This window comes from Streptococcus sp. k-628 (genome assembly GCF_013277475.1).
In the GTDB taxonomy this organism is placed as follows: domain Bacteria; phylum Bacillota; class Bacilli; order Lactobacillales; family Streptococcaceae; genus Streptococcus.
Genome location: NZ_VMMZ01000052.1, coordinates 12325 through 33517 on the forward strand (window position 1 = coordinate 12325; position 21193 = coordinate 33517).

Here is a 21193-nt window from a genome sequence, read left to right on the forward strand (position 1 = left end):
GATAGGGAAAAAAATGCCAGAAAATGGTATAATAGGACGAAAGTGTTTTGATAGGGAGGATATCAGGGATGAATTTTCAACAATTATCCAATCTGCAATATTGGACCAGTTTGTTTGCAAGTCCATGGACGATAGCTATCAATCTGATTGATATTTTGATTGTTGCTTATATTTTATATCATTTTACAAAAGCTATTGCAGGAACCAAGATTATGATTTTGGTACGTGGAGTTTTGGTGTTTATTTTAGCTCAAATCCTTGCAAATATGATTGGCTTGACTACGATTTCTTGGTTAATCAATCAAATTATCACTTATGGGGTTATTGCGGCGGTTGTTATCTTCTCTCCAGAGATTCGGACTGGTTTGGAACGTTTGGGAAGAGCGACAGATTTCTTTTCCAATGCCCCTATTAGTGCTGAGGAACAGATGATTCGTGCCTTTGTTAAGTCCGTCGAATACATGAGTCCTCGTAAAATCGGGGCCTTGGTTGCTATTCAGCGTGTCCGTACCTTGCAGGAGTATATTTCGACAGGAATTCCCTTGGATGCTAAGATTTCTGCAGAACTTCTCATTAACATTTTTATTCCCAACACTCCCCTACATGATGGTGCAGTGATTATCAGAGAAGAACGTATCGCTGTGACGTCTGCCTATCTGCCCTTGACAGAAAGTACAGGGATTTCCAAGGAATTTGGGACCAGACACCGGGCGGCTATCGGTTTGTCAGAAGTATCCGATGCCTTGACTTTTGTCGTATCAGAGGAAACGGGAGGAATTTCGATAACCTATAATGGAAGCTTTAAGCACAACCTAACACTTGATGAATTTGAAACAGAATTACGTGAAATCTTACTTCCAAAAGAGGAAGCAGGTCTTAGTTTTAAAGAACGATTGCTAGGAGGATGGAAACATGAGAAAAAATAGTTTATATATCATATCCTCACTCTTTTTTGCTTGTGTCTTATTTGTCTATGCTACGGCGACGAATTTTCAAAACAGTACCAGTGCTAGGCAGGTAAAAACGGAAACCTATACGAATACAGTAACAAATGTCCCTATTGACATCCGCTATAATAGTGATGAGTATTTTATTAGCGGTTTTGCTTCAGAAGTCTCAGTGGTCTTGACTGGTGCAAATCGCCTATCGCTAGCTAGTGAAATGCAAGAAAGCACACGTAAATTCAAGGTTACTGCTGACCTAACAGATGCCAGTGTTGGAACGATTGAAGTTCCTTTGAGCATTGAAGATTTACCCAATGGGCTGACCGCTGTGGCGACTCCGCAAAAAATTACAGTCAAGGTTGGTAAGAAGGCTCAGAAGGATAAGGTAAAGGTTGTACCAGAGATTGACCCTAGTCAAATTGATAGTCGGGTACAAATTGAAAATGTCACGGTGTCAGATGAAGAAGTGTCGATTACGAGTGACCAAGAGACATTGGATAGAATTGATAAGATTATCGCTGTCTTGCCAACTAGCGAACGGATTACAGGTAATTACAGTGGTTCGGTACCTTTGCAGGCAATCGACCGCAATGGTGTTGTCTTACCGGCAGTTATCACTCCGTTTGATACAACAATGAAGGTGACTACAAAACCAGTAGCACCAAGTTCAAGTACATCAAATTCAACTACAAGCAGTTCATCGGAGACATCTTCGTCAACGAAAGCAACTAGTTCAAAAACGAATTAAAAATAGAAAAAGGATTTTATAAAAATGGGTAAATATTTTGGGACTGATGGAGTCCGTGGAGAAGCTAATGTAGAACTTACTCCAGAATTAGCTTTTAAGCTAGGACGTTTTGGAGGCTATGTTCTCAGTCAACATGAAACGGAAGCACCGAAAGTCTTTGTAGGACGTGACACACGTATTTCAGGGGAAATGCTGGAATCTGCCCTGGTAGCTGGTCTTCTTTCAGTTGGTATTCACGTATACAAACTAGGCGTTTTGGCAACACCAGCAGTAGCTTACTTGGTTAAAACTGAGGGAGCAAGTGCCGGTGTCATGATTTCTGCTAGTCACAACCCAGCCCTTGATAATGGAATCAAGTTCTTTGGCGGTGATGGCTTCAAACTAGATGATGAAAAAGAAGCAGAAATTGAAGCCTTGCTAGATGCTGCGGAAGATACTCTTCCTCGTCCAAGTGCAGAAGGCTTAGGAACCTTGGTAGATTATCCAGAAGGCTTGCGTAAGTATGAAGGATACCTTGTTTCAACTGGAACTCCTCTTGAAGGAATGAAGGTTGCCTTGGATACAGCCAATGGGGCAGCTTCTACAAGTGCCCGTCAAATCTTTGCAGACCTTGGTGCTCAGTTGACTGTTATAGGGGAAACACCAGATGGTCTTAACATCAACCTTAATGTTGGTTCAACCCACCCAGAAACCCTTCAAGAAGTGGTCAAAGAAAGTGGCTCAGCTATTGGTTTGGCCTTTGACGGAGACAGTGACCGTTTGATTGCTGTCGATGAGAATGGGGACATCGTTGATGGTGACAAGATTATGTACATCATCGGGAAATACCTTTCTGAAAAAGGACAATTGGCTCAAAATACAATTGTGACAACCGTGATGTCTAACCTTGGTTTCCACAAGGCCTTGGACCGTGAAGGTATTAACAAGGTAGTCACTGCAGTTGGCGACCGCTACGTTGTTGAAGAAATGAGAAAATCAGGCTACAACCTTGGTGGTGAACAGTCTGGTCACGTCATCTTGATGGACTACAATACAACAGGTGATGGCCAATTATCTGCTGTTCAATTAACAAAAATCATGAAGGAAACTGGTAAGAGCCTGTCAGAGTTGGCAGCAGAAGTAACCATCTATCCACAAAAATTAGTCAATATCCGAGTGGAAAATGCCATGAAGGAAAAGGCTATGGAAGTGCCAGCTATCAAGGATATCATCGAGAAGATGGAAGAAGAAATGGCGGGGAACGGACGTATCCTTGTTCGCCCAAGTGGAACAGAGCCTCTCTTGCGTGTTATGGCAGAAGCTCCTACAACAGAAGAAGTGGACTACTATGTTGATACCATCGCAGACGTAGTCCGAGCTGAAATTGGGATTGACTAAATCCTAGAAAACTAGATGAAAATAAAAAATTATGGTACAATAGCTTATAATATTGTAGCCGAGGGAGAAAGACATGAATCTTAAACGTGAACAAGAATTTGTTAGTCAGTATCATTTTGATGCGCGTAATTTTGAATGGGAAAATGAAAATGGAGCTCCTGAAACTAAGGTGGATGTGAACTTCCAATTGCTCCAACATGATCAAGAAAATCAAGTGACTTCCTTGATTGTCATCTTGACCTTTATGATTGTATTTGATAAGTTTGTCATCAGTGGAACCATTTCACAGGTAAACCACATCGATGGCCGTATTGTCAATGAACCAAGCGAATTGAGCCAAGAAGAAGTGGAAACTTTGGCTCGTCCATGTTTGAATATGCTCAACCGTTTGACTTACGAAGTAACTGAAATTGCATTAGACTTACCAGGAATCAATTTGGAGTTCTAATATGAAACTAGCTGTTATTACAGATTCGTCTGCCTATCTCAGTGCAGAGACCTTGCAAAGAGAAGATTTATTTGTCTTGGATATTCCTGTCAATATTGATGGTGAGGAGTATGTCGAAGGTATCAATCTGACTGCTAAGGAATTTTACCAAAAAATGGCTCAGGCTTCTGAATTGCCAAAGACTAGTCAACCAAGTATTGCCAAGTTAGATGAAATTTTAACTTCACTCAAAGAACAAGGCTATACCCATGCTTTGGGGCTTTTCCTATCTTCTGGAATTTCAGGTTTTTACCAAAATATCCAGTATATGGTGGATGACTATGAAGGTTTAACCATTGCTTTTCCAGACACCTTGATTACAAGTGCTCCTCTGGGTATCATGGTTGAAAGCGTCTTTAATTGGCGTGACCAGGGCGATGATTTTACCAGCATTCAGGAAAAGCTAGCCATTCAAATCAGCCGTACGTCAGCTTTTATCATGGTGGATGATTTAGATCATTTGGTAAAAGGTGGGCGCCTTTCAAATGGGGCTGCCATTTTGGGCAATCTGCTAAGCATTAAGCCAATCCTTTATTTCAACGACCAAGGTGTGATTGAAGTGTACGAAAAAGTTCGTACTGAAAAGAAAGCAACCAAGCGTTTAATTGAGATTATCAAGGAAGCTACAGCTTCAGGCCAATACCGTATCATTGTCATTCACGGAAATGCTCCTGAAAAGGCTGAAGAATTGCGTCAGCACTTGGTTGAGTCAGGCTTGAGTTCAGATATTTCACTTGCTACATTTGGTAGTGTCATTGGGACACACTTAGGAGCAGGAAGCATTGCCCTGGGTTATATTCCAGTGATTTAGTTGGCACTTTTAGACTAGTTAAGAAGTTAGCAGTTGAACACGCCTGGAACCCTGTATGAAAAAGATAGTTCTTCCAAGGAGTAGACACTTCTTGATCAGAACTCCTATTTTCACTTTGTGTTCCTACAGGCTTTGTATCTTAGCAATTGAACACGGACTACCTGCCTCTTGAAAAAAGATGTCTGTCTTGCCTTTTGTGGAAAGTCAGCGCCATTCCCTATTTTTCATGGGTAGCTAAGGTCCTTTGTATCTTAGACAGGAGTAGAGATGAGTATTCGAGTAATTATTGCAGGTTTTAAGGGAAAGATGGGCCAAGCTGCTTGTCAGATGGTCTTGGCTGATCCAGAATTGGACTTGGTAGCAGTTTTGGATCCTTTTGAGTCTGAGTCAGAATGGCAGGGTATTCCTGTTTTCAAGGATAAGACTGATTTAGCAGGCTTTGAAGCGGATGTTTGGGTAGACTTTACTACACCAGCCGTTGCCTATGAAAATACACGCTTTGCTCTTGAAAATGGCTTTGCTCCAGTAGTTGGAACAACAGGTTTCACAAGTGAAGAAATTGCAGAGCTAAAAGAATTTTCTCGTGCCCAAGACTTGGGTGGTTTGATCGCTCCAAATTTTGCCTTGGGTGCTGTTTTACTCATGCAATTTGCAAGGCAGGCTGCCAAATATTTCCCAAATGTGGAGATTATCGAGCTCCATCATGACAAGAAAAAGGATGCCCCGAGTGGAACAGCCATTAAAACAGCTGAGTTGATGGCAGAGGTTCGAGAGTCTATTCAGCAAGGTGCGCCTGATGAGGAAGAATTGATTTCAGGTGCTCGTGGTGCTGACTTTGATGGCATGCGGATTCACTCAGTTCGTTTACCAGGCTTGGTAGCCCATCAGGAAGTCATCTTTGGCAATCAAGGAGAAGGATTGACCCTCCGTCATGACTCCTATGATCGCAGCTCCTTCATGACAGGGGTGAATTTGGGAATTAAAGAAGTTGTCAAGCGTCATGAGCTTGTCTATGGATTAGAACACTTATTATGAGATTAACGCAAATGCCTTCTGAATTTCAGAAGGCTTTACCAGTATTAGAAAAAATTAAAGAAGCAGGTTTTGAGGCCTATTTTGTTGGAGGTTCTGTTCGAGATGCCCTTCTCAATCGCCCTATCCACGATGTGGATATTGCGACCTCTTCTTATCCAGAAGAAACCAAGCAGATTTTTCCGCGAACAGCCGATATCGGAATCGAGCATGGAACTGTCTTGGTCTTAGATGGGGACGAGGAGTATGAGGTGACTACTTTTCGGACAGAAGATGTCTATGTGGACTATCGCAGACCTAGTGCGGTTTCTTTTGTTCGCTCGCTAGAAGAAGACCTCAAGCGTCGTGATTTTACAGTCAACGCCTTTGCCTTGGATGAGACAGGAGAAATCGTTGACTTATTCCATGGTTTAGAGGATTTGGAAAACCAAGTTTTGCGAGCAGTTGGAGTGGCTAGTGAGCGTTTCAACGAAGATGCTTTGCGGATTATGCGTGGTTTCCGTTTTCAGGCCAGTCTTGGTTTTGAACTTGAGCCAGAAACATTTAAAGCTATGAAGACCTTGACGCCACTTTTGGAGAAAATTTCTGTGGAGCGTACCTTCGTCGAGTTTGATAAACTCTTGCTGGCTCCATTTTGGAGAAGAGGTTTGGCTTCCATGATTGAGAGTCAAGCTTATGACTATCTCCCTGATATGGCAGCTAGCCAAGACAAGCTTAACAGACTGATTGATTTGGAGGCTAATTTCACCTTTGAATCCTCTGAGCAGGTTTGGGCGGCTCTACTGTGGGCTTTGGATATTGAAAATGCGCAGCCATTTTTGAAGGCTTGGAAGACCTCACGCCAGTTTGCCAAGCAGGTACAGGATTTGCTGACTATTTTGGCCTTGCGTGAAAAGGGAGAATTGAGGAAGCGCGATTGTTATCGCTTTGACTTGGATTTACTTTTACAGGCTGAAAATCTTCGTCAGGCCCAAGGAAAAGAAGTCAATTCGCAAGTCATCACAGAAACCTATCAGAGTCTGACCATTCATGACAAGAAAGAGATCCAAATCAACGGTGGTATTTTAATCAAGGAATATGGTTATCAGCCGGGACCAGACTTGGGAGAGATTTTAACAGAGATTGAGTATGCCATTGTCGATGGAACATTGGAAAATGACCGTCAAGCCATCCATGCTTATCTGAGGGAGAAAAAATGAGTGATTTTATCGTTGAAAAACTAAGTAAATCCGTCGGTGATAAGACCGTTTTTAAGGATATTTCCTTTATCATCCATGACCTAGACAGAATTGGTTTGATTGGTGTCAATGGAACGGGGAAGACCACCCTTTTAGATGTTCTTTCTGGTGTTTCTGGATTTGATGGGGATGTTAGTCCCTTTTCAGCTAAGAATGATTACCAGATTGGTTACTTGACCCAAGATCCTGATTTTGATGATAGCAAGACGGTCTTGGATACGGTTCTCTCCAGCGACCTCAAGGAAATCCAGCTCATTCGTGAGTATGAACTCCTCATGCTCAACTATAGTGAGGACAAGCAGGCGCGTTTGGAACGTGTCATGGCAGAAATGGACTCTCTCCAAGCTTGGGAAATTGAGAGTCAGGTCAAGACGGTTCTTAGCAAGCTGGGGATTCAGGACTTATCTACTCCTGTTGGGGAATTGTCGGGTGGTCTGAGAAGACGGGTCCAGTTGGCGCAAGTCTTACTTGGCAACAACGACCTCTTGCTTTTGGATGAGCCGACCAACCATCTGGATATTGCGACTATTGAGTGGCTGACCCTCTTTTTAAAAAATTCTAAGAAGACCGTCCTTTTTATCACCCACGATCGTTATTTCCTAGACGCTTTGTCAACACGGATTTTCGAATTGGATCGCGCAGGCTTGACCGAGTACCAGGGGAATTATCAGGACTATGTTCGCCTTAAGGCGGAACAGGACGAGCGTGATGCGGCTCTTCTCCACAAAAAAGAACAACTTTATAAGCAAGAATTGGCCTGGATGCGCAGACAACCGCAGGCGCGTGCAACCAAGCAGCAAGCTCGTATCAATCGTTTCCACGACCTGAAGAAAGAAGTCTTAGGTGGCGTTGCTGAAACAGATTTGACCATGAACTTTGAAACCAGTCGGATTGGGAAGAAAGTTATCGAGTTTCAGGATGTTTCCTTTGCCTATGAAAACAAGCCTATTTTGCAAGATTTTAATCTCTTAGTTCAGGCCAAAGACCGTATCGGAATCGTTGGGGACAATGGTGTTGGAAAATCAACCCTGCTCAACCTGATTGCAGGCAGCCTTGAGCCGACAGCAGGACAAGTTGTGATTGGGGAAACTGTTCGCATCGCCTATTTCTCTCAGCAAATTGAGGGCTTGGATGAAAGCAAGCGTGTTATCAATTACCTGCAGGAAGTGGCAGAAGAGGTCAAGACCAGTGGTGGTTCTAGTACTTCGATTGCAGAGCTGCTCGAGCAGTTCCTTTTCCCACGTTCGACGCATGGAACCTTGATTGAGAAATTGTCTGGGGGAGAGAAAAAACGTCTTTATCTCCTCAAACTGCTTTTGGAAAAACCAAATGTTCTTCTCTTGGACGAACCGACAAATGACCTAGATATTGCGACCTTGACAGTTTTGGAGAATTTCTTGCAAGGCTTTGCTGGTCCAGTTTTGACTGTTAGTCACGACCGCTATTTCTTGGATAAGGTAGCGACTAAGATTCTCGCTTTTGAGGATGGTAAGATTCGTCCTTTCTTTGGTCATTACACCGACTATCTTGATGAAAAAGCCTTTGAAACAGAGATGGCCAATCAAGTGCAAAAGGCCGAAAAGGAAAAAGTGGTCAAGGTTCGTGAAGACAAGAAACGCATGACCTACCAAGAAAAGCAGGAGTGGGCAAGCATTGAAGGTGATATTGAAGCCTTGGAAAATCGTATCGCTGCTATTGAAGAGGAAATGCAGGCTAACGGCTCTGACTTTGGTAAGTTGGCTACTCTCCAAAAAGAACTGGATGAGAAAAACGAAGCACTCCTTGAAAAATACGAACGCTATGAATATCTAAGTGATTTTGATAGCTAGAAGAATAGAAAAATCCCGTCTCATGACAGGATTTCTCTATTCTTTTTTGGTTTCTTGATGAAAAATATTTTGCCAAGTTTCGTGGCGACGCCAGATACTGGTATGGACGATGCCATCTAACTCATAGCAGATGAGTTTGGTCTTTTGACTGATGGAAGTGATTTGGATGTCCTTGATAGCAGAATTCAATTCTTTTTCGGCTTTATAGGCCCCTTTATCCATCTGCTCTCCATCTTGGCGAATATAAACAAAATCGTCAGCCAAGAGTTCTTCCAGTTGATTTCCCTGGTCAATCAATTGCTCACGCATTAGCAATTTTTTATAGACATTGTCTAAAATCTCATCCTCAGGAATTGGTGCTGGCTCGATATGGACATCGGTATCAAAGACTCCAAAACGTTCCTCCAGCATAGACTCGACTTGGTCCGCGATTTCATGACTCTCAAAAACAGACAAGTCAGGATTCATTTCTAGTGTAATATCTAGGTAAATGTTGCTACCGTAGGTGCGACCTCTTTGCGACTTAACCTTGCTGATCTTGGGAATTTCCATGATAGCCTTTTGGTAGTCTTCAAGCAGACGGTCATCGAAGCCATCTGAAAGACTAAAGGAAGACTCGATGAAGATATCATAGGCAGTCTTCAAGATAAAGAAAGTGATGATAATGGCAACCAGTTTATCCACAATGGGATAATTGAAATTGCTAGCTAGGATAGCAATAGTAGTACCAAGTGAGGTGACAGCGTCAGAAAGATTGTCCTTGGCGGCAGCCTTTAGTGCCTTGGAATTGGATTTCTTACTGAGGCGAGTATTGTAGAGATAGACCACAAACATAATCGCTGCAGAAATGATTCCCAGAGTTGCACCAAGAGGATCAATGACCGTTTCTTCACGACTGATAATCTTTTGAATGGTGTCCCTCAGCACATCAAAACCAACATAGAACATGATAATAGAAGTGATCAAGCTAGCCAAATCTTCAATCTTCCAATGACCAAAACGGTGGTCCCGGTCTGCAGGCTGGCGCGCCATCCGAATCCCTATCAAGAGGGCCACATTTCCAATGATGTCCGACACGTTGTTAAAACCATCGGCCACCAAACTGGATGAATGAAGAAGATGGCCAGTAGCCAATTTGGCTGCAGACAAGATCAAATAGGTCGAAATACTGATAATGGCCCCACGTTCAGCTAACTTGAGATTTGAGATAGATTGCTTCATTCAACTTCCTTTCCAGTCACATAGCATTCTACCATTATACTGGTTTTCAAGAGAAAATTCAAATAGGATGGATAAAACTAATAAAATACAAAGCAGAAAATACTTTTTTTTTTTAGGAAATATGATAGACTGATAAAGTGAAAAGTTGAGGTAAATAAAATTGAAAAAAATGAGTATTTTAGTAATGAGTATTTCTTTACTCTTTACTGTTTTAGTCTGGTTCTCGATGGTAACAAATGTCAAACAAGGAATACCGTTTTCAGATGCTAGTATTTTTGAATATTTTGGGTATGCAATGAATCGAGGAGAATTGATGTATGCAGACCTATTTGATCATAAGGGGCCAGTTGTTTTTTTACTGAACTACCTAGGATATCTTATTGGTGGTGCGTTAGGAATTAAATTTTTATACCTATTTTGCACATTTCTATTCTTTATAGTTAGCTATAAGATTTCAAGGTTATTTACTGGGAATAAGCAAACAATTTTAACTTTAGCAATTATCTTTATAATTTATGAGTATTTTTTTGATGGTGGCTGGAGTTTAGAAGGTTTTATTTTACCTTTTTTGGCTTATTCATTATACATTTTTTTAAAATTATTTATACAAAATGATTTCAGCAAAAATGATATCGTAGTATCAGGTGCATTTTTCGCTATTGTATTTTTTACGAAAGCAAATATGATAGGGATTTGGCTAGTATTTTGTATTTATGTATTGATTGATTTTATACTAAAGAAAACATATAGGGAATTGTTTTCTTTGATAGGATTATTTTTCGTTGGAGTATTAATACCAACTATCCCTTTGTGCCTATATCTGTTATCAAAGGGCATCTTTTTTGAAATGGTATACCAGTCGATTGGAATTAATTTTATTTATACTACAGAGTCTAATAACGTTTCGATGTATGAGATTATCAGATGGTACATTTCTCAAACAAATCTCTTAAGTCTTAATTTATTGATGTTATTTTCCTTGATACCACTATGGAAGAAATTTGGAATAAAATCAATCTTCTATCATTTTGTTTTTGTTGTTTGTTTACTTCTGGCTCTTATCTCAAAAAGAAGCTATGGTCATTACATTTTAGTAATGCTCCCGATTTTGATTCCATATATTTCCTATTTATTTCATAGCATATCCAAGAAAATGTCTTTTCAAGTATTTTTTGTCTTATTCTTAGGATTTATTATTGTATATCAGAATGATGTAAAATCCATCATGAAAAGTATGAATACAAGATATCTGAATAGATCTGAGAAACAGCAACGCGTTGCTAGCTATATAGAGAAAAATACGTCGATGGATGACCGAATTTATACACACCGTCAAAATGGAACAATTTATTTGTATAGTGAACGGCTAGCTAGTACAAAATTTTTCTTCATCCCAGCTGTGACAGATGATCGAGTTATTATTGATGAGTTTAAAAAATCTATACAAGAAAATCCTCCTATCTATATTGTATTTGATACTGAATGGGATTATGGTAAGAGAACTGACTCTTTTATAAAGGATTATATTAAAGTAAATTATCACTTAGAAAAACAGATTGATACGGCTATGATTTATAGAAAAGGAGGAGAATAGCATGAGTAGACAAAAGCCAATTTTATATATAGTTGTTCCATGTTATAACGAAGAGCAGGTCCTACCACATACTAATCCAATGTTCGTTGAAAAAATTGAACAATTGGTAAAGAAAGAAGAAATCCATCCTCTTAGTAAAATCATGTATGTAAATGATGGGAGTAAGGATCGGACTTGGGAACTGATAGAAAGTTATGCTAAATCCATCCCTTCTGTAGTTGGAGTATCACAAAGTCGTAACAGAGGTCATCAAAGTAGTGTCCTTGCAGGGATGTATGAAGCTATTCAGTTTGCTGATATAGTCATTACCATTGATGCTGATGGACAAGATGATATTAATTGCATGGATAAGATGATTTCTGAGTATAAAAGTGGTTCTGAAATTGTATACGGTGTACGGGATAATCGTGATACGGACTCTGCTTTTAAACGAATTACAGCCGAAGGTTTTTATAAAGTGCTGCGCCTATTTGGGGCAGAAGTTGTTTTCAATCATGCAGACTATCGATTGGTGTCTAAAAGATTCTTGAAAGAATTAGAAAAATTCACTGAAGTTAATCTTTTTCTTCGAGGTTTAATGCCCTTAGTTGGTTTTAAATATTCTTATGTTTCATATAAGCGCCATGAACGAATTGCTGGTGAGAGCCACTATCCACTATCTAAAATGCTTGGTTTGGCTATGGATGGTATTACCAGTTTATCAATCAAACCGATTCGTTTGATTACAAGTCTTGGTGTTTTGACGTCATTCTTTAGCTTTCTATTGATTATTTGGGTTTTATGGAGCAAGTTTGCTGGTTCGGTTGTGGCTGGTTGGGCAAGCACCTATGCAATAGTTAGTTTACTTGGTGGAGTACAATTGATTAGTTTGGGAGTAATTGGTGAGTATATTGGAAAGATTTACCTAGAAACGAAACGTCGTCCTAGATATATTATCAGTGAACGTACTTTTGATAAGGATAGAATTTTATAGAATCTTTACTCTTTGAAAATTTTTCAAAATTTGGTATAATAGTACTACTCAAGGGAGTAGCTGGCAGAAACCTGTGATAGTGTCGTCATTCCGAATTTTATACTGAAAAGTATGCTTTCCGGCCCTATCTTAAACAGCGAGACTTGTTATGATTAACAGGTCTCTTTTTGTTTGTCGTGAAAAGATGCGATGAGGGAAAAGAGAGTCTGTTTTGCACACAATGTCAAGGAGGAGACACATGTCAAAAGAACAAAAACGCCAAGCGTTTTACACTCAGAGTCCTGAAGAGGTCTTGAATGCTGTAGATGCGACCGAGCAAGGTTTGTCATCAAGTGAGGCGGAAAAGCGCCTTGCTGAATTTGGCCACAATGAACTCGAAGAAGGCGAGAAACGATCAATCCTGGTCAAATTCATCGAGCAATTTAAGGATTTGATGATTATCATCCTAGTTGCGGCAGCCATCTTGTCAGTCGTGACTTCTGGTGGGGAAGATATCGCAGATGCCATTATCATCCTAGCCGTGGTTATCATCAACGCTGCCTTTGGTGTTTACCAAGAAGGAAAAGCAGAAGAAGCTATCGAAGCCCTCAAATCCATGTCTAGTCCAGCTGCCCGCGTTCTTCGTGATGGTCATATGGCGGAGATTGATTCTAAAGAATTAGTACCAGGCGATATCGTCGCTCTCGAAGCAGGTGACGTGGTACCAGCAGACTTACGTTTGCTAGAAGCCAACTCTCTTAAAATCGAAGAAGCTGCCCTGACAGGTGAGTCTGTGCCAGTTGAAAAAGACTTGACAGTTGAACTTGCTGCAGATGCTGGTATTGGTGACCGTGTCAATATGGCCTTCCAAAACTCAAATGTGACTTATGGTCGTGGTCTTGGTGTTGTTGTCAATACAGGGATGTACACGGAAGTTGGTCATATTGCTGGCATGCTTCAAGATGCGGATGAGACGGATACACCACTCAAACAAAACTTGAACAACCTTTCTAAGGTCTTGACCTATGCTATCTTGGTCATTGCCCTTGTTACTTTTGTAGTCGGTGTTTTCATTCAAGGCAAAAGTCCACTTGGTGAGTTGTTGACTTCTGTTGCTCTTGCCGTTGCAGCCATTCCAGAAGGACTTCCTGCTATCGTTACCATCGTTCTTTCCCTTGGTACTCAAGTTTTGGCCAAACGCCATTCCATCGTTCGTAAGTTGCCAGCAGTTGAAACACTTGGTTCAACTGAAATCATCGCTTCTGATAAGACTGGTACGCTGACTATGAACAAGATGACAGTCGAAAAAGTCTTCTACGATGCAGTCCTACATGACTCAGCTGATGATATTGAACTAGGTCTTGAAATGCCACTACTTCGTTCAGTTGTCTTGGCCAATGATACGAAAATAGATGTGGAAGGCAACCTGATTGGTGACCCAACCGAAACAGCCTTTATCCAATATGCCTTGGATAAAGGCTACGATGTCAAAGGATTTTTAGAGAAATATCCTCGTGTAGCTGAGTTGCCATTTGACTCTGACCGTAAGCTTATGTCAACAGTTCACCCATTGCCAGATGGTAAATTCCTTGTAGCAGTCAAGGGTGCGCCAGACCAACTCTTGAAACGTTGTGTTCTTCGTGACAAAGCTGGGGATATTGCTCCGATTGATGAGAAGGTTACAAACCTCATTCATACAAACAATTCTGAAATGGCTCATCAAGCCTTGCGTGTCCTAGCAGGTGCTTATAAGATTATTGACAGCATTCCAGAAAACCTGACTTCTGAAGAGCTTGAAAATGATTTAATTTTTACTGGTTTGATTGGGATGATTGACCCTGAACGTCCTGAGGCAGCTGAGGCTGTTCGTGTGGCTAAGGATGCTGGAATCCGTCCAATTATGATTACAGGTGACCACCAAGACACTGCAGAAGCTATTGCCAAACGTTTGGGAATCATTGATGCAAATGATACAGAAGACCACGTTTTAACTGGTGCTGAGCTCAACGAACTGTCAGATGAAGACTTTGAAAAAGTAGTTGGTCAATACTCTGTTTATGCCCGTGTATCTCCAGAACACAAGGTTCGTATCGTCAAGGCTTGGCAAAAACAAGGTAAGGTCGTTGCCATGACAGGTGATGGTGTCAATGACGCGCCAGCTCTGAAAACAGCCGATATCGGTATCGGTATGGGAATCACTGGTACAGAGGTTTCTAAGGGGGCTTCTGACATGATTCTTGCAGATGATAACTTTGCGACTATCATCGTCGCAGTGGAAGAAGGACGTAAGGTCTTCTCAAACATTCAAAAGACTATTCAGTATCTACTTTCTGCCAATACTGCTGAAGTATTAACTATTTTCCTATCAACCCTCTTTGGTTGGGATGTCTTGCAGCCAGTTCATCTTTTGTGGATCAACTTGGTAACCGATACTTTCCCAGCTATCGCTCTAGGTGTTGAGCCAGCTGAGCCTGGTGTCATGAACCATAAACCACGTGGACGCAAGGCAAGCTTCTTCTCAGGTGGTGTTTTGAGTTCTATCATCTATCAAGGTGTACTCCAAGCAGCTATTGTTATGAGTGTTTATGGTCTTGCCCTTCTTTACCCAGTTCACGTGGGTGACAATCATGCCATTCATGCGGATGCCCTTACTATGGCCTTTGCAACCCTTGGTTTGATTCAGCTCTTCCATGCCTACAATGTCAAATCTGTTTACCAGTCCATCTTGACAGTTGGACCATTCAAGTCTAAGACCTTTAACTGGTCTATCTTGGTATCCTTCATCCTTCTCATGGCAACTATCGTCGTAGAACCACTTGAAGGAATCTTCCACGTAACCAAACTAGACTTGTCACAATGGGGAATTGTCATGGCTGGAAGTTTCTCAATGATTATTATTGTCGAAATTGTTAAGTTTATTCAACGCAAACTCGGTTTTGACAAGAATGCGATTTAAAAAAAGTCATCTTCGGATGGCTTTTTGCTACAGTTGAGGGAAAGGGCTTGCAGTTATCGGCTTTTGTGCTATAATTGCTATAATATAGTAAAAAACAAGAGGAGTGTGAGGAAGTGGAAAAGAAAATTGTGAAGGATATTTTGTTTTTATCTCAGGTATCTCAGCCAGCAAGTCAGGAAGACCTTTATCTTGCCAGAGATTTGCAGGATACACTCTTAGCAAATCGTGAGACCTGTGTCGGTCTGGCTGCCAATATGATTGGGGCGCAGAAGCGCGTGATTATTTTTAATCTTGGCTTGGTTCCTGTGGTCATGTTTAATCCAGTGCTCCTGTCCTTTGAAGGAGCTTATGAGACAGAAGAAGGATGTTTGTCCTTGGCTGGGGTTCGACCGACGACCCGCTATGAAACCATAAGGGTGTCCTATCGTGACAGCAAGTGGCAGGAACAGACCATTACCTTGACAGGCTTCCCAGCTCAGATATGCCAGCATGAACTGGATCACTTGGAAGGACGAATCATTTAGGAGGAAAGCAAATGAAACGGATAATCTTTGAACTTATTTTTATCGCAACGACCTGGTATATCTTTTTACCGCCCCTTAACCTGACCAGCTGGGAATTTCTCTTCTTCCTCTGTGGGCATTTGTTAGTTGTGGCAATCTTATTTGGCTTTGGTAAGGGGATAAACCTTGTCAAAACGGTTCATGTGCGCCACGGCAAGGCGGAAGCTGCCTTAAATCTTGAGGGTTTCAAAATCAATCGGTTAGGGAAAGTTCTTTTAGCTTCGATTGGAGGAATTCTTCTCTTAGCAGCCTTGGTTTCCTTGGTGACTTCCAGCATTTTTCAGGCTAAAAATTATGCCAATGTAGTCACGGTTACGGAAAAAGACTTTACTGAATTTCCTAAGAGTGACACCAGTAAAGTTCCTATCCTAGATAGAAGCACTGCTGAAAAAATTGGAGACCGCTACTTGGGTTCCCTAACAGATAAGGTGTCGCAGTACGTAGCGGCAGACACCTATACCCAATTGACGATTGATGGGAAGCCTTATCGAGTTACGCCACTAGAATACGCAGATCCTATCAAGTGGTTTAACAATCAAGCCAAGGGAATTGGCGAATATATCAAGGTGGACATGGTAACTGGAAATGCCGATTTGGTGGACTTGAAGACACCAATCAAGTATTCTGACTCGGAGTATTTTAACCGTGATGTCAAGCGTCACCTGCGCTTGAAGTACCCAACTAAAATCTTCAAGACTCCATCTTTTGAGGTGGACGATGAGGGCAATCCTTTCTATGTGGCTACAGTTTACCAAAAGCAATTTGGGCTGGCGGTTCCTCGTCCTGTTTCAGTCATTATCTTGGACGCCACAAATGGAGAAACCAAAGAATACAGCTTGGCAGATGTTCCAGAGTGGGTGGACAGGGTTTATCCAGCTGAGGAAACGATCGAGCAAATCAACTACAATGGTAAGTACAAGGACGGTTTCTGGAATGCCATGATTTCCAAGAAAAACGTGACCCAAACTACCAAGGGATATAATTATTTGTCTATCGGTAATGACATCTACCTCTACACAGGCGTGACATCGGCCAATGCAGATGAAAGTAATCTTGGTTTCATCCTAGAAAATATGCGAACAGGAGAAATCACTAAGTATAGCTTGGCTTCTGCGACCGAAGAATCAGCCCGTGAATCAGCCGAAGGTGCTGTTCAGGAGAAATCCTACAAGGCAACCTTCCCAATCCTCATCAATCTCAATGACAAGCCTCTCTACATCATGGGCTTGAAGGACAATGCTGGTTTGGTCAAAGAGTACGCCCTGGTAGACGCAGTTGAGTACCAAAATGTTATCGTAGCCACGACAGTAGAAGAACTGCTCAGCAAGTATGCCAATAAAAACGACCTTGAGATTGACAATGCAACAACTGAAAGTATCAAGGGAGTGGTAGCAGACCTCAAATCAGCTGTTATCAAGGGCGACACCGTCTACTTCTTTAAAGTTGATGGGAAGATTTACAAGGTCAAGGCCTCTGTATCAGATGACCTTCCTTACCTTGAAAATGGTAAAACCTTCGAAGGTCAAGTAGGTAAAGATAACTATCTCAAGACCTTTAAAATTCAGTAAATTAGCTTTATTTAAGAAATATATGTTATAATAAGGTAAATTAAGATTAATGGAGGACAAACAAATGGGTTTTTATTTGATGCTTGCTTCAATGCTACTCGGACTGCTCGCTTTGAAGATAGGTTTTTCTCAGTTCAAGGAGAAAAAAGATAAATTCTTATCTATCTTAACAAGCTTAGCTGGCATATCCCTTGTTCTCGTAGCTATCTGGTTAGGATGGCCAAAATAAATAGAGAAGCCTCGGTCAAACCGAGGTTTTTCATACTCTTCGAAAATCTCTTCAAACCGCGTCAGCTTCGCCTTGCCGTATATATGAGACTGACTTCGTCAGTCTTATCTGCAACCTCAAAGCTGTGCTTTGAGCAACCTGCGGCTAGTTTCCTAGTTTGTTCTTTGATTTTCATTGAGTATCAGATGAATTTCTTGGTAGTGGCCAAAAAATATGCTACACTATCAATATGAAAATTTTAATCCCAACAGCAAAAGAAATGAACACAGACTTGCCGAGTATCGAGGCAAATCCTTTAAGACCAGAAAGTCAAGCTGTGCTGGATGCCTTGGCTCTCTATTCTGCTAGTCAATTGGAGAGTTTTTACAAAGTTTCAGCCGAGAAAGCTGCGGCAGAATTTCAACATATTCAAGCTTTGAAAAGGCAAACTGCTCAACACTACCCAGCCTTGAATCTATTTGATGGGCTTATGTACCGCTACATCAAGCGAGACAAATTGACCGAGGTAGAACAAGCCTATCTTGAAAATCATGTCTTCATCACTTCGGCTTTGTACGGAGTCGTTCCAGCCTTGTCACCTATGGCACCTCACCGTTTGGACTTTTTGATGAAATTAAAAGTCGCTGGTAAGACTTTGAAGAGCCATTGGAAGACAGCCTATGATGGAGCTCTGAAGCAGGAAGAAGTGATTTTCTCTCTATTGTCATCCGAGTTTGAGACTGTGTTTTCTAAGGAAATCAGAGAAAAGATGGTGACCTTCAAATTCATGGAGGATAGAGGTGGTCAGCTGAAAATTCACTCAACCATTTCCAAGAAAGCGCGTGGTGCCTTCCTGACAGCCCTGATAGAAAATCAAGTACAGACGGTTGAGGAAGCTCGCCGCTTAAGCTTTGCAGGATTTAACTACCGAGAAGACCTGTCACAGCCACAGGAATTGGTTTTTGTAAAGGAAGTATGAAAAGATATTTTGTATTGGACAATATGTATCATCAGCTATTTTAGTTTATAAATGAGAAAAAAAGCGAACAAGCTAGTCTTCTGAGTGTCAGAAAAGTAGTCTTGTTCGCTTTTATTATGTTAGTTACTTTAGTTACTTGATAGCTTCGACTAAGTCTTCCGCTTGTTTTTCAAGTGAGTTTAGGACTGTTTCTTCGAGAACCAATTTTCCGTCTGCCCAAGCAGAGTCATTAACACGTGCAGCAGTGAAATCACCAACGATTTGCGTACGGATAAATGGCAAGAGGTCTTTGTAAATAGCGAAGAGTTGATCGTGACCTGCATTGGCTACAGATGATACTGTGACAAACTTGTCTTGAAGGGCAGAAGAGCTGCGTGTATCAGACAAGTCAAGGGCACGAGATAGCCAGTCAAGCAAGTTCTTCACTGTACCAGGGATAGAGAAGTTGTAGACTGGAGAGAAGATCCAGATGGCATCAGCAGCGAGAACTGCTTCACGAGCAGCAGCTACAGCTGGATGAGTTGGAACTTCTAAATCTTGGCTGAAGAGAGGAAGGCCTGAATAATCAAGGTAGCTAACTTCTGCTTTACCAGCAAGTGCTTTCTCAGCTTCGAGCGCCATTTGGTGGTTGAAAGAACCTTGACGTAGTGATCCGACGATAAATAATACTTTTTTAGACATGATGTGTCTCCTTTTTCTTAAATTTCCGAGAGCTCTCTCGTTGTTATGAAATATATTACAACAAAACAAAAGGACTTGCAAGAAATTTGCTCAGAGTTTATTTGAAAATTATAAAATTACAGAAGCTCTGGTCAGTTGCCACTGGAAAAGTAAGAACTGTTTTTTGGATTCTGGTTTGCTTTGAAGGAAGAAATAAAGTGCGATTGTTCCTATATTCTCTTGTAATATGATGACATAAGTGCTAAAATAAACAAGAAAACTCGCAATAGAAACCGCAGAACAGCTATTTTCCGGTATCATTTCATAAATCATTAAAGGAACAATAATGGCATTGAAGATGCTTCTAAAAAGGGGTGGAGATCATGTAAAGCACAGATTAACAAGTGACGGACAAAAGAAATAATAATACACTTGTTAAAGGAGAAAAGATGTTAATAAGAAATTATCGGAAAAATATTGGCCTGATGGCCGGAGTTGAGTTTTTTGCATTTTTAGGGATTACCAGTTTTTGGATTCTCTTTCTCAGTCAAAACGGAATGTCTCTTTGGCAGATTGGACTTCTGGAGAGTATTTTTCATACGACCAGTCTTCTCTGTGAAATTCCATCTGGTATGTTAGCTGACCGCTATTCCTATAAGACCAATCTTTATTTAAGTCGAATAGCAGGGATTGTGTCTTCTATTCTCATGTTGGCTGGGCAGGGAAATTTTTGGATTTATGCACTAGCTATGGCGGTGAGTGCCTTGTCTTATAATTTTGATTCGGGAACAAGCGCAGCAATGGTCTATGACTCGGCTGTAGAGGCTGGACTAAAGGAGCGTTATCTATCCATTTCAAGTTTTCTATCAGGAGTGTCAGAAGGAACTCGGTCTTTGGGGACAGTGTTGGCGGGATTTTTTGTCCATGGTCAATTGCACCTGACCTACTATATCATGATTGCGACTTCTATCATAGTTCTTTTCCTGATTTGGATGCTGAAAGAACCTAGTGTCAAGCTAGAAAAAGCTGATAGTGTGACCATGAAACAGATTATTTGGACTGTTAAGGATGAGTTGAAGCGAAATCCCATGCTGTTCAACTGGATGATTTTGTCTCAGATTGTCGGAGTACTCATGTGCATGTTTTATTTTTACTATCAAAATCAGTTACCAGATTTAAGTGGTTGGCAAATTTCAGCAGTTATGCTACTTGGAAGTCTCTTGAATATCGTCGCAGTCTATCTAGCGAGTAGGATTGGAAAGAACTATGCTGCCTTGAAGCTTTTCCCTGTCCTCGTCCTGCTGACTGGAGTTACCTACCTGCTGTCCTACTTTGGAACACCTCTAATCTATATTTTGATCTATTTGATTAGTAATGCTCTATATGCTCTTTTTCAGCCGATTTTTGACAATGATTTGCAAGAGCGGCTCCCAAGCGAAGTAAGGGCAACCATGCTGAGTGTCTACTCTATGATGTTTAGCCTGAGTATGATTGTCTTCTTCCCACTGACAGGCTGGTTGATTGACAATTTAGGCTTTGTGGTAACATTTCTTTATCTAGGATCCTTTTTAGTCATGGTTGGCCTTCTACTGCCTGTATTTTTAGGAAAAATGGCTAAAAGAATAGATGATAAAATAATACCATAGATTAAAAGAACTTCTAAAAACTTGAGTGCCAAAGCTCAAGTTTTTTAATAGGTTGATTTTGGAGCTGTCTTTACTTTTCTTGCTCGGTTTTAAATAGGAAAAACCTGTTTGCTTTGAAGGAAGAAATAGAATTGGTTTCTTATACTCAATGAAAATCAAAGAGCAAACTAGGAAGCAAGCCGCAGGTTGCTCAAAACACTGTTTTGAGGTTGTAGATAGAACTGACGAAGTCAGTAACATATACCTACGGCAAGGAGACGCTGACGTGGTTTGAAGAGATTTTCGAAGAGTATAATTCTTATTGATGAACTGCTTGCAGTCTGAGAAAAAATGAGCTTGGATAGTATTCCCAAACTCATTTAAATTCAATTAAACTATTA

18 protein-coding genes are annotated in these 21193 nt (G+C 41.0%); 16 read left to right on the plus strand and 2 right to left on the minus strand.

The annotated features are described in order from the left end of the window. Positions 1 to 68: 68 nt before the first annotated feature. The 8 genes from cdaA to HT730_RS07165 all read left to right on the plus strand — a co-directional run bounded on the left by cdaA (position 69) and on the right by HT730_RS07165 (position 8466). The gene (gene cdaA / locus HT730_RS07130; protein WP_050089436.1) at positions 69 to 926 is read left to right on the plus strand and encodes a diadenylate cyclase CdaA; all 858 of its coding nucleotides are present in this window, start codon (positions 69 to 71) and stop codon (positions 924 to 926) included. After that, complete coding sequence (locus HT730_RS07135) at positions 913 to 1692, plus strand: CdaR family protein (protein WP_050247674.1); 780 nt, start codon at positions 913 to 915, stop codon at positions 1690 to 1692. The genes cdaA and HT730_RS07135 overlap by 14 nt, the downstream gene beginning before the upstream one ends. Before the next feature lie 24 nt (positions 1693 to 1716). Then, positions 1717 to 3069 carry a phosphoglucosamine mutase gene (glmM, locus tag HT730_RS07140; protein ID WP_173307191.1) on the plus strand — a complete coding sequence of 451 codons (1353 nt, stop codon included), beginning with the start codon at positions 1717 to 1719 and terminating at the stop codon, positions 3067 to 3069. Positions 3070 to 3142: 73 nt separating this feature from the next. Next, a complete protein-coding gene (locus tag HT730_RS07145; protein ID WP_001050087.1) occupies positions 3143 to 3517 on the plus strand; it encodes a DUF1149 family protein in 375 nt (124 codons plus the stop codon). A gap of 1 nt (position 3518) precedes the next feature. Further along, positions 3519 to 4367 (plus strand): DegV family protein, encoded by an 849-nt coding sequence (locus HT730_RS07150; protein ID WP_173307192.1) that lies wholly within the window; start codon positions 3519 to 3521, stop codon positions 4365 to 4367. 267 nt (positions 4368 to 4634) lie between these two features. After that, positions 4635 to 5402 (plus strand): 4-hydroxy-tetrahydrodipicolinate reductase, encoded by a 768-nt coding sequence (gene dapB, locus HT730_RS07155; protein ID WP_173307193.1) that lies wholly within the window; start codon positions 4635 to 4637, stop codon positions 5400 to 5402. After that, positions 5399 to 6598, plus strand: coding sequence for a CCA tRNA nucleotidyltransferase (locus HT730_RS07160; RefSeq protein WP_345890429.1), 1200 nt, complete (start codon positions 5399 to 5401; stop codon positions 6596 to 6598). The genes dapB and HT730_RS07160 overlap by 4 nt, the downstream gene beginning before the upstream one ends. After that, entirely contained in the window at positions 6595 to 8466 is a 1872-nt protein-coding gene (locus tag HT730_RS07165) for an ABC-F family ATP-binding cassette domain-containing protein (protein ID WP_173307195.1), read from the plus strand. The genes HT730_RS07160 and HT730_RS07165 overlap by 4 nt, the downstream gene beginning before the upstream one ends. 36 nt (positions 8467 to 8502) lie before the next feature. Here the strand turns inward: HT730_RS07165 and mntE are convergent, their stop codons facing one another. After that, positions 8503 to 9687 (minus strand): CDF family manganese efflux transporter MntE, encoded by a 1185-nt coding sequence (mntE, locus tag HT730_RS07170; RefSeq protein ID WP_173307196.1) that lies wholly within the window; start codon positions 9685 to 9687, stop codon positions 8503 to 8505. Between the two features lie 184 nt (positions 9688 to 9871). Between mntE and HT730_RS10545 the strand changes: the two genes are divergently transcribed. From HT730_RS10545 to yaaA, 7 genes are all read left to right on the plus strand, one after another. Next, on the plus strand, positions 9872 to 11281 hold the full coding sequence (locus tag HT730_RS10545; RefSeq protein ID WP_240151476.1) for a hypothetical protein: 1410 nt from the start codon (positions 9872 to 9874) through the stop codon (positions 11279 to 11281). A 1-nt stretch (position 11282) separates the two neighbouring features. Continuing rightward, positions 11283 to 12254: a glycosyltransferase family 2 protein gene (locus tag HT730_RS07180; RefSeq protein WP_173307197.1), complete on the plus strand. Its 972-nt coding sequence runs from the start codon at positions 11283 to 11285 to the stop codon at positions 12252 to 12254. A 238-nt stretch (positions 12255 to 12492) separates the two neighbouring features. Then, positions 12493 to 15189, plus strand: a complete 2697-nt coding sequence (locus HT730_RS07185; protein WP_173307198.1) for a cation-translocating P-type ATPase — start codon at positions 12493 to 12495, stop codon at positions 15187 to 15189. A gap of 113 nt (positions 15190 to 15302) precedes the next feature. Next, positions 15303 to 15713, plus strand: coding sequence for a peptide deformylase (locus HT730_RS07190; protein ID WP_173307199.1), 411 nt, complete (start codon positions 15303 to 15305; stop codon positions 15711 to 15713). A gap of 11 nt (positions 15714 to 15724) precedes the next feature. Next, a complete protein-coding gene (locus HT730_RS07195; RefSeq protein WP_173307200.1) occupies positions 15725 to 17320 on the plus strand; it encodes a hypothetical protein in 1596 nt (531 codons plus the stop codon). A 64-nt stretch (positions 17321 to 17384) separates the two neighbouring features. Further along, positions 17385 to 17549 carry a YczI family protein gene (locus HT730_RS07200; protein WP_173307205.1) on the plus strand — a complete coding sequence of 55 codons (165 nt, stop codon included), beginning with the start codon at positions 17385 to 17387 and terminating at the stop codon, positions 17547 to 17549. Positions 17550 to 17778: 229 nt separating this feature from the next. Then, entirely contained in the window at positions 17779 to 18507 is a 729-nt protein-coding gene (gene yaaA / locus HT730_RS07205; RefSeq protein WP_173307201.1) for a peroxide stress protein YaaA, read from the plus strand. Positions 18508 to 18639: 132 nt separating this feature from the next. On the opposite strand, the gene HT730_RS07210 is transcribed toward yaaA, so the two are convergent. Further along, positions 18640 to 19188, minus strand: a complete 549-nt coding sequence (locus HT730_RS07210; protein WP_173307202.1) for an NADPH-dependent FMN reductase — start codon at positions 19186 to 19188, stop codon at positions 18640 to 18642. A 428-nt stretch (positions 19189 to 19616) separates the two neighbouring features. On the opposite strand from HT730_RS07210, the gene HT730_RS07215 reads away from it, so the two are divergent. Continuing rightward, a complete protein-coding gene (locus HT730_RS07215) occupies positions 19617 to 20813 on the plus strand; it encodes an MFS transporter (RefSeq protein ID WP_173307203.1) in 1197 nt (398 codons plus the stop codon). Positions 20814 to 21193 lie beyond the last annotated feature (380 nt).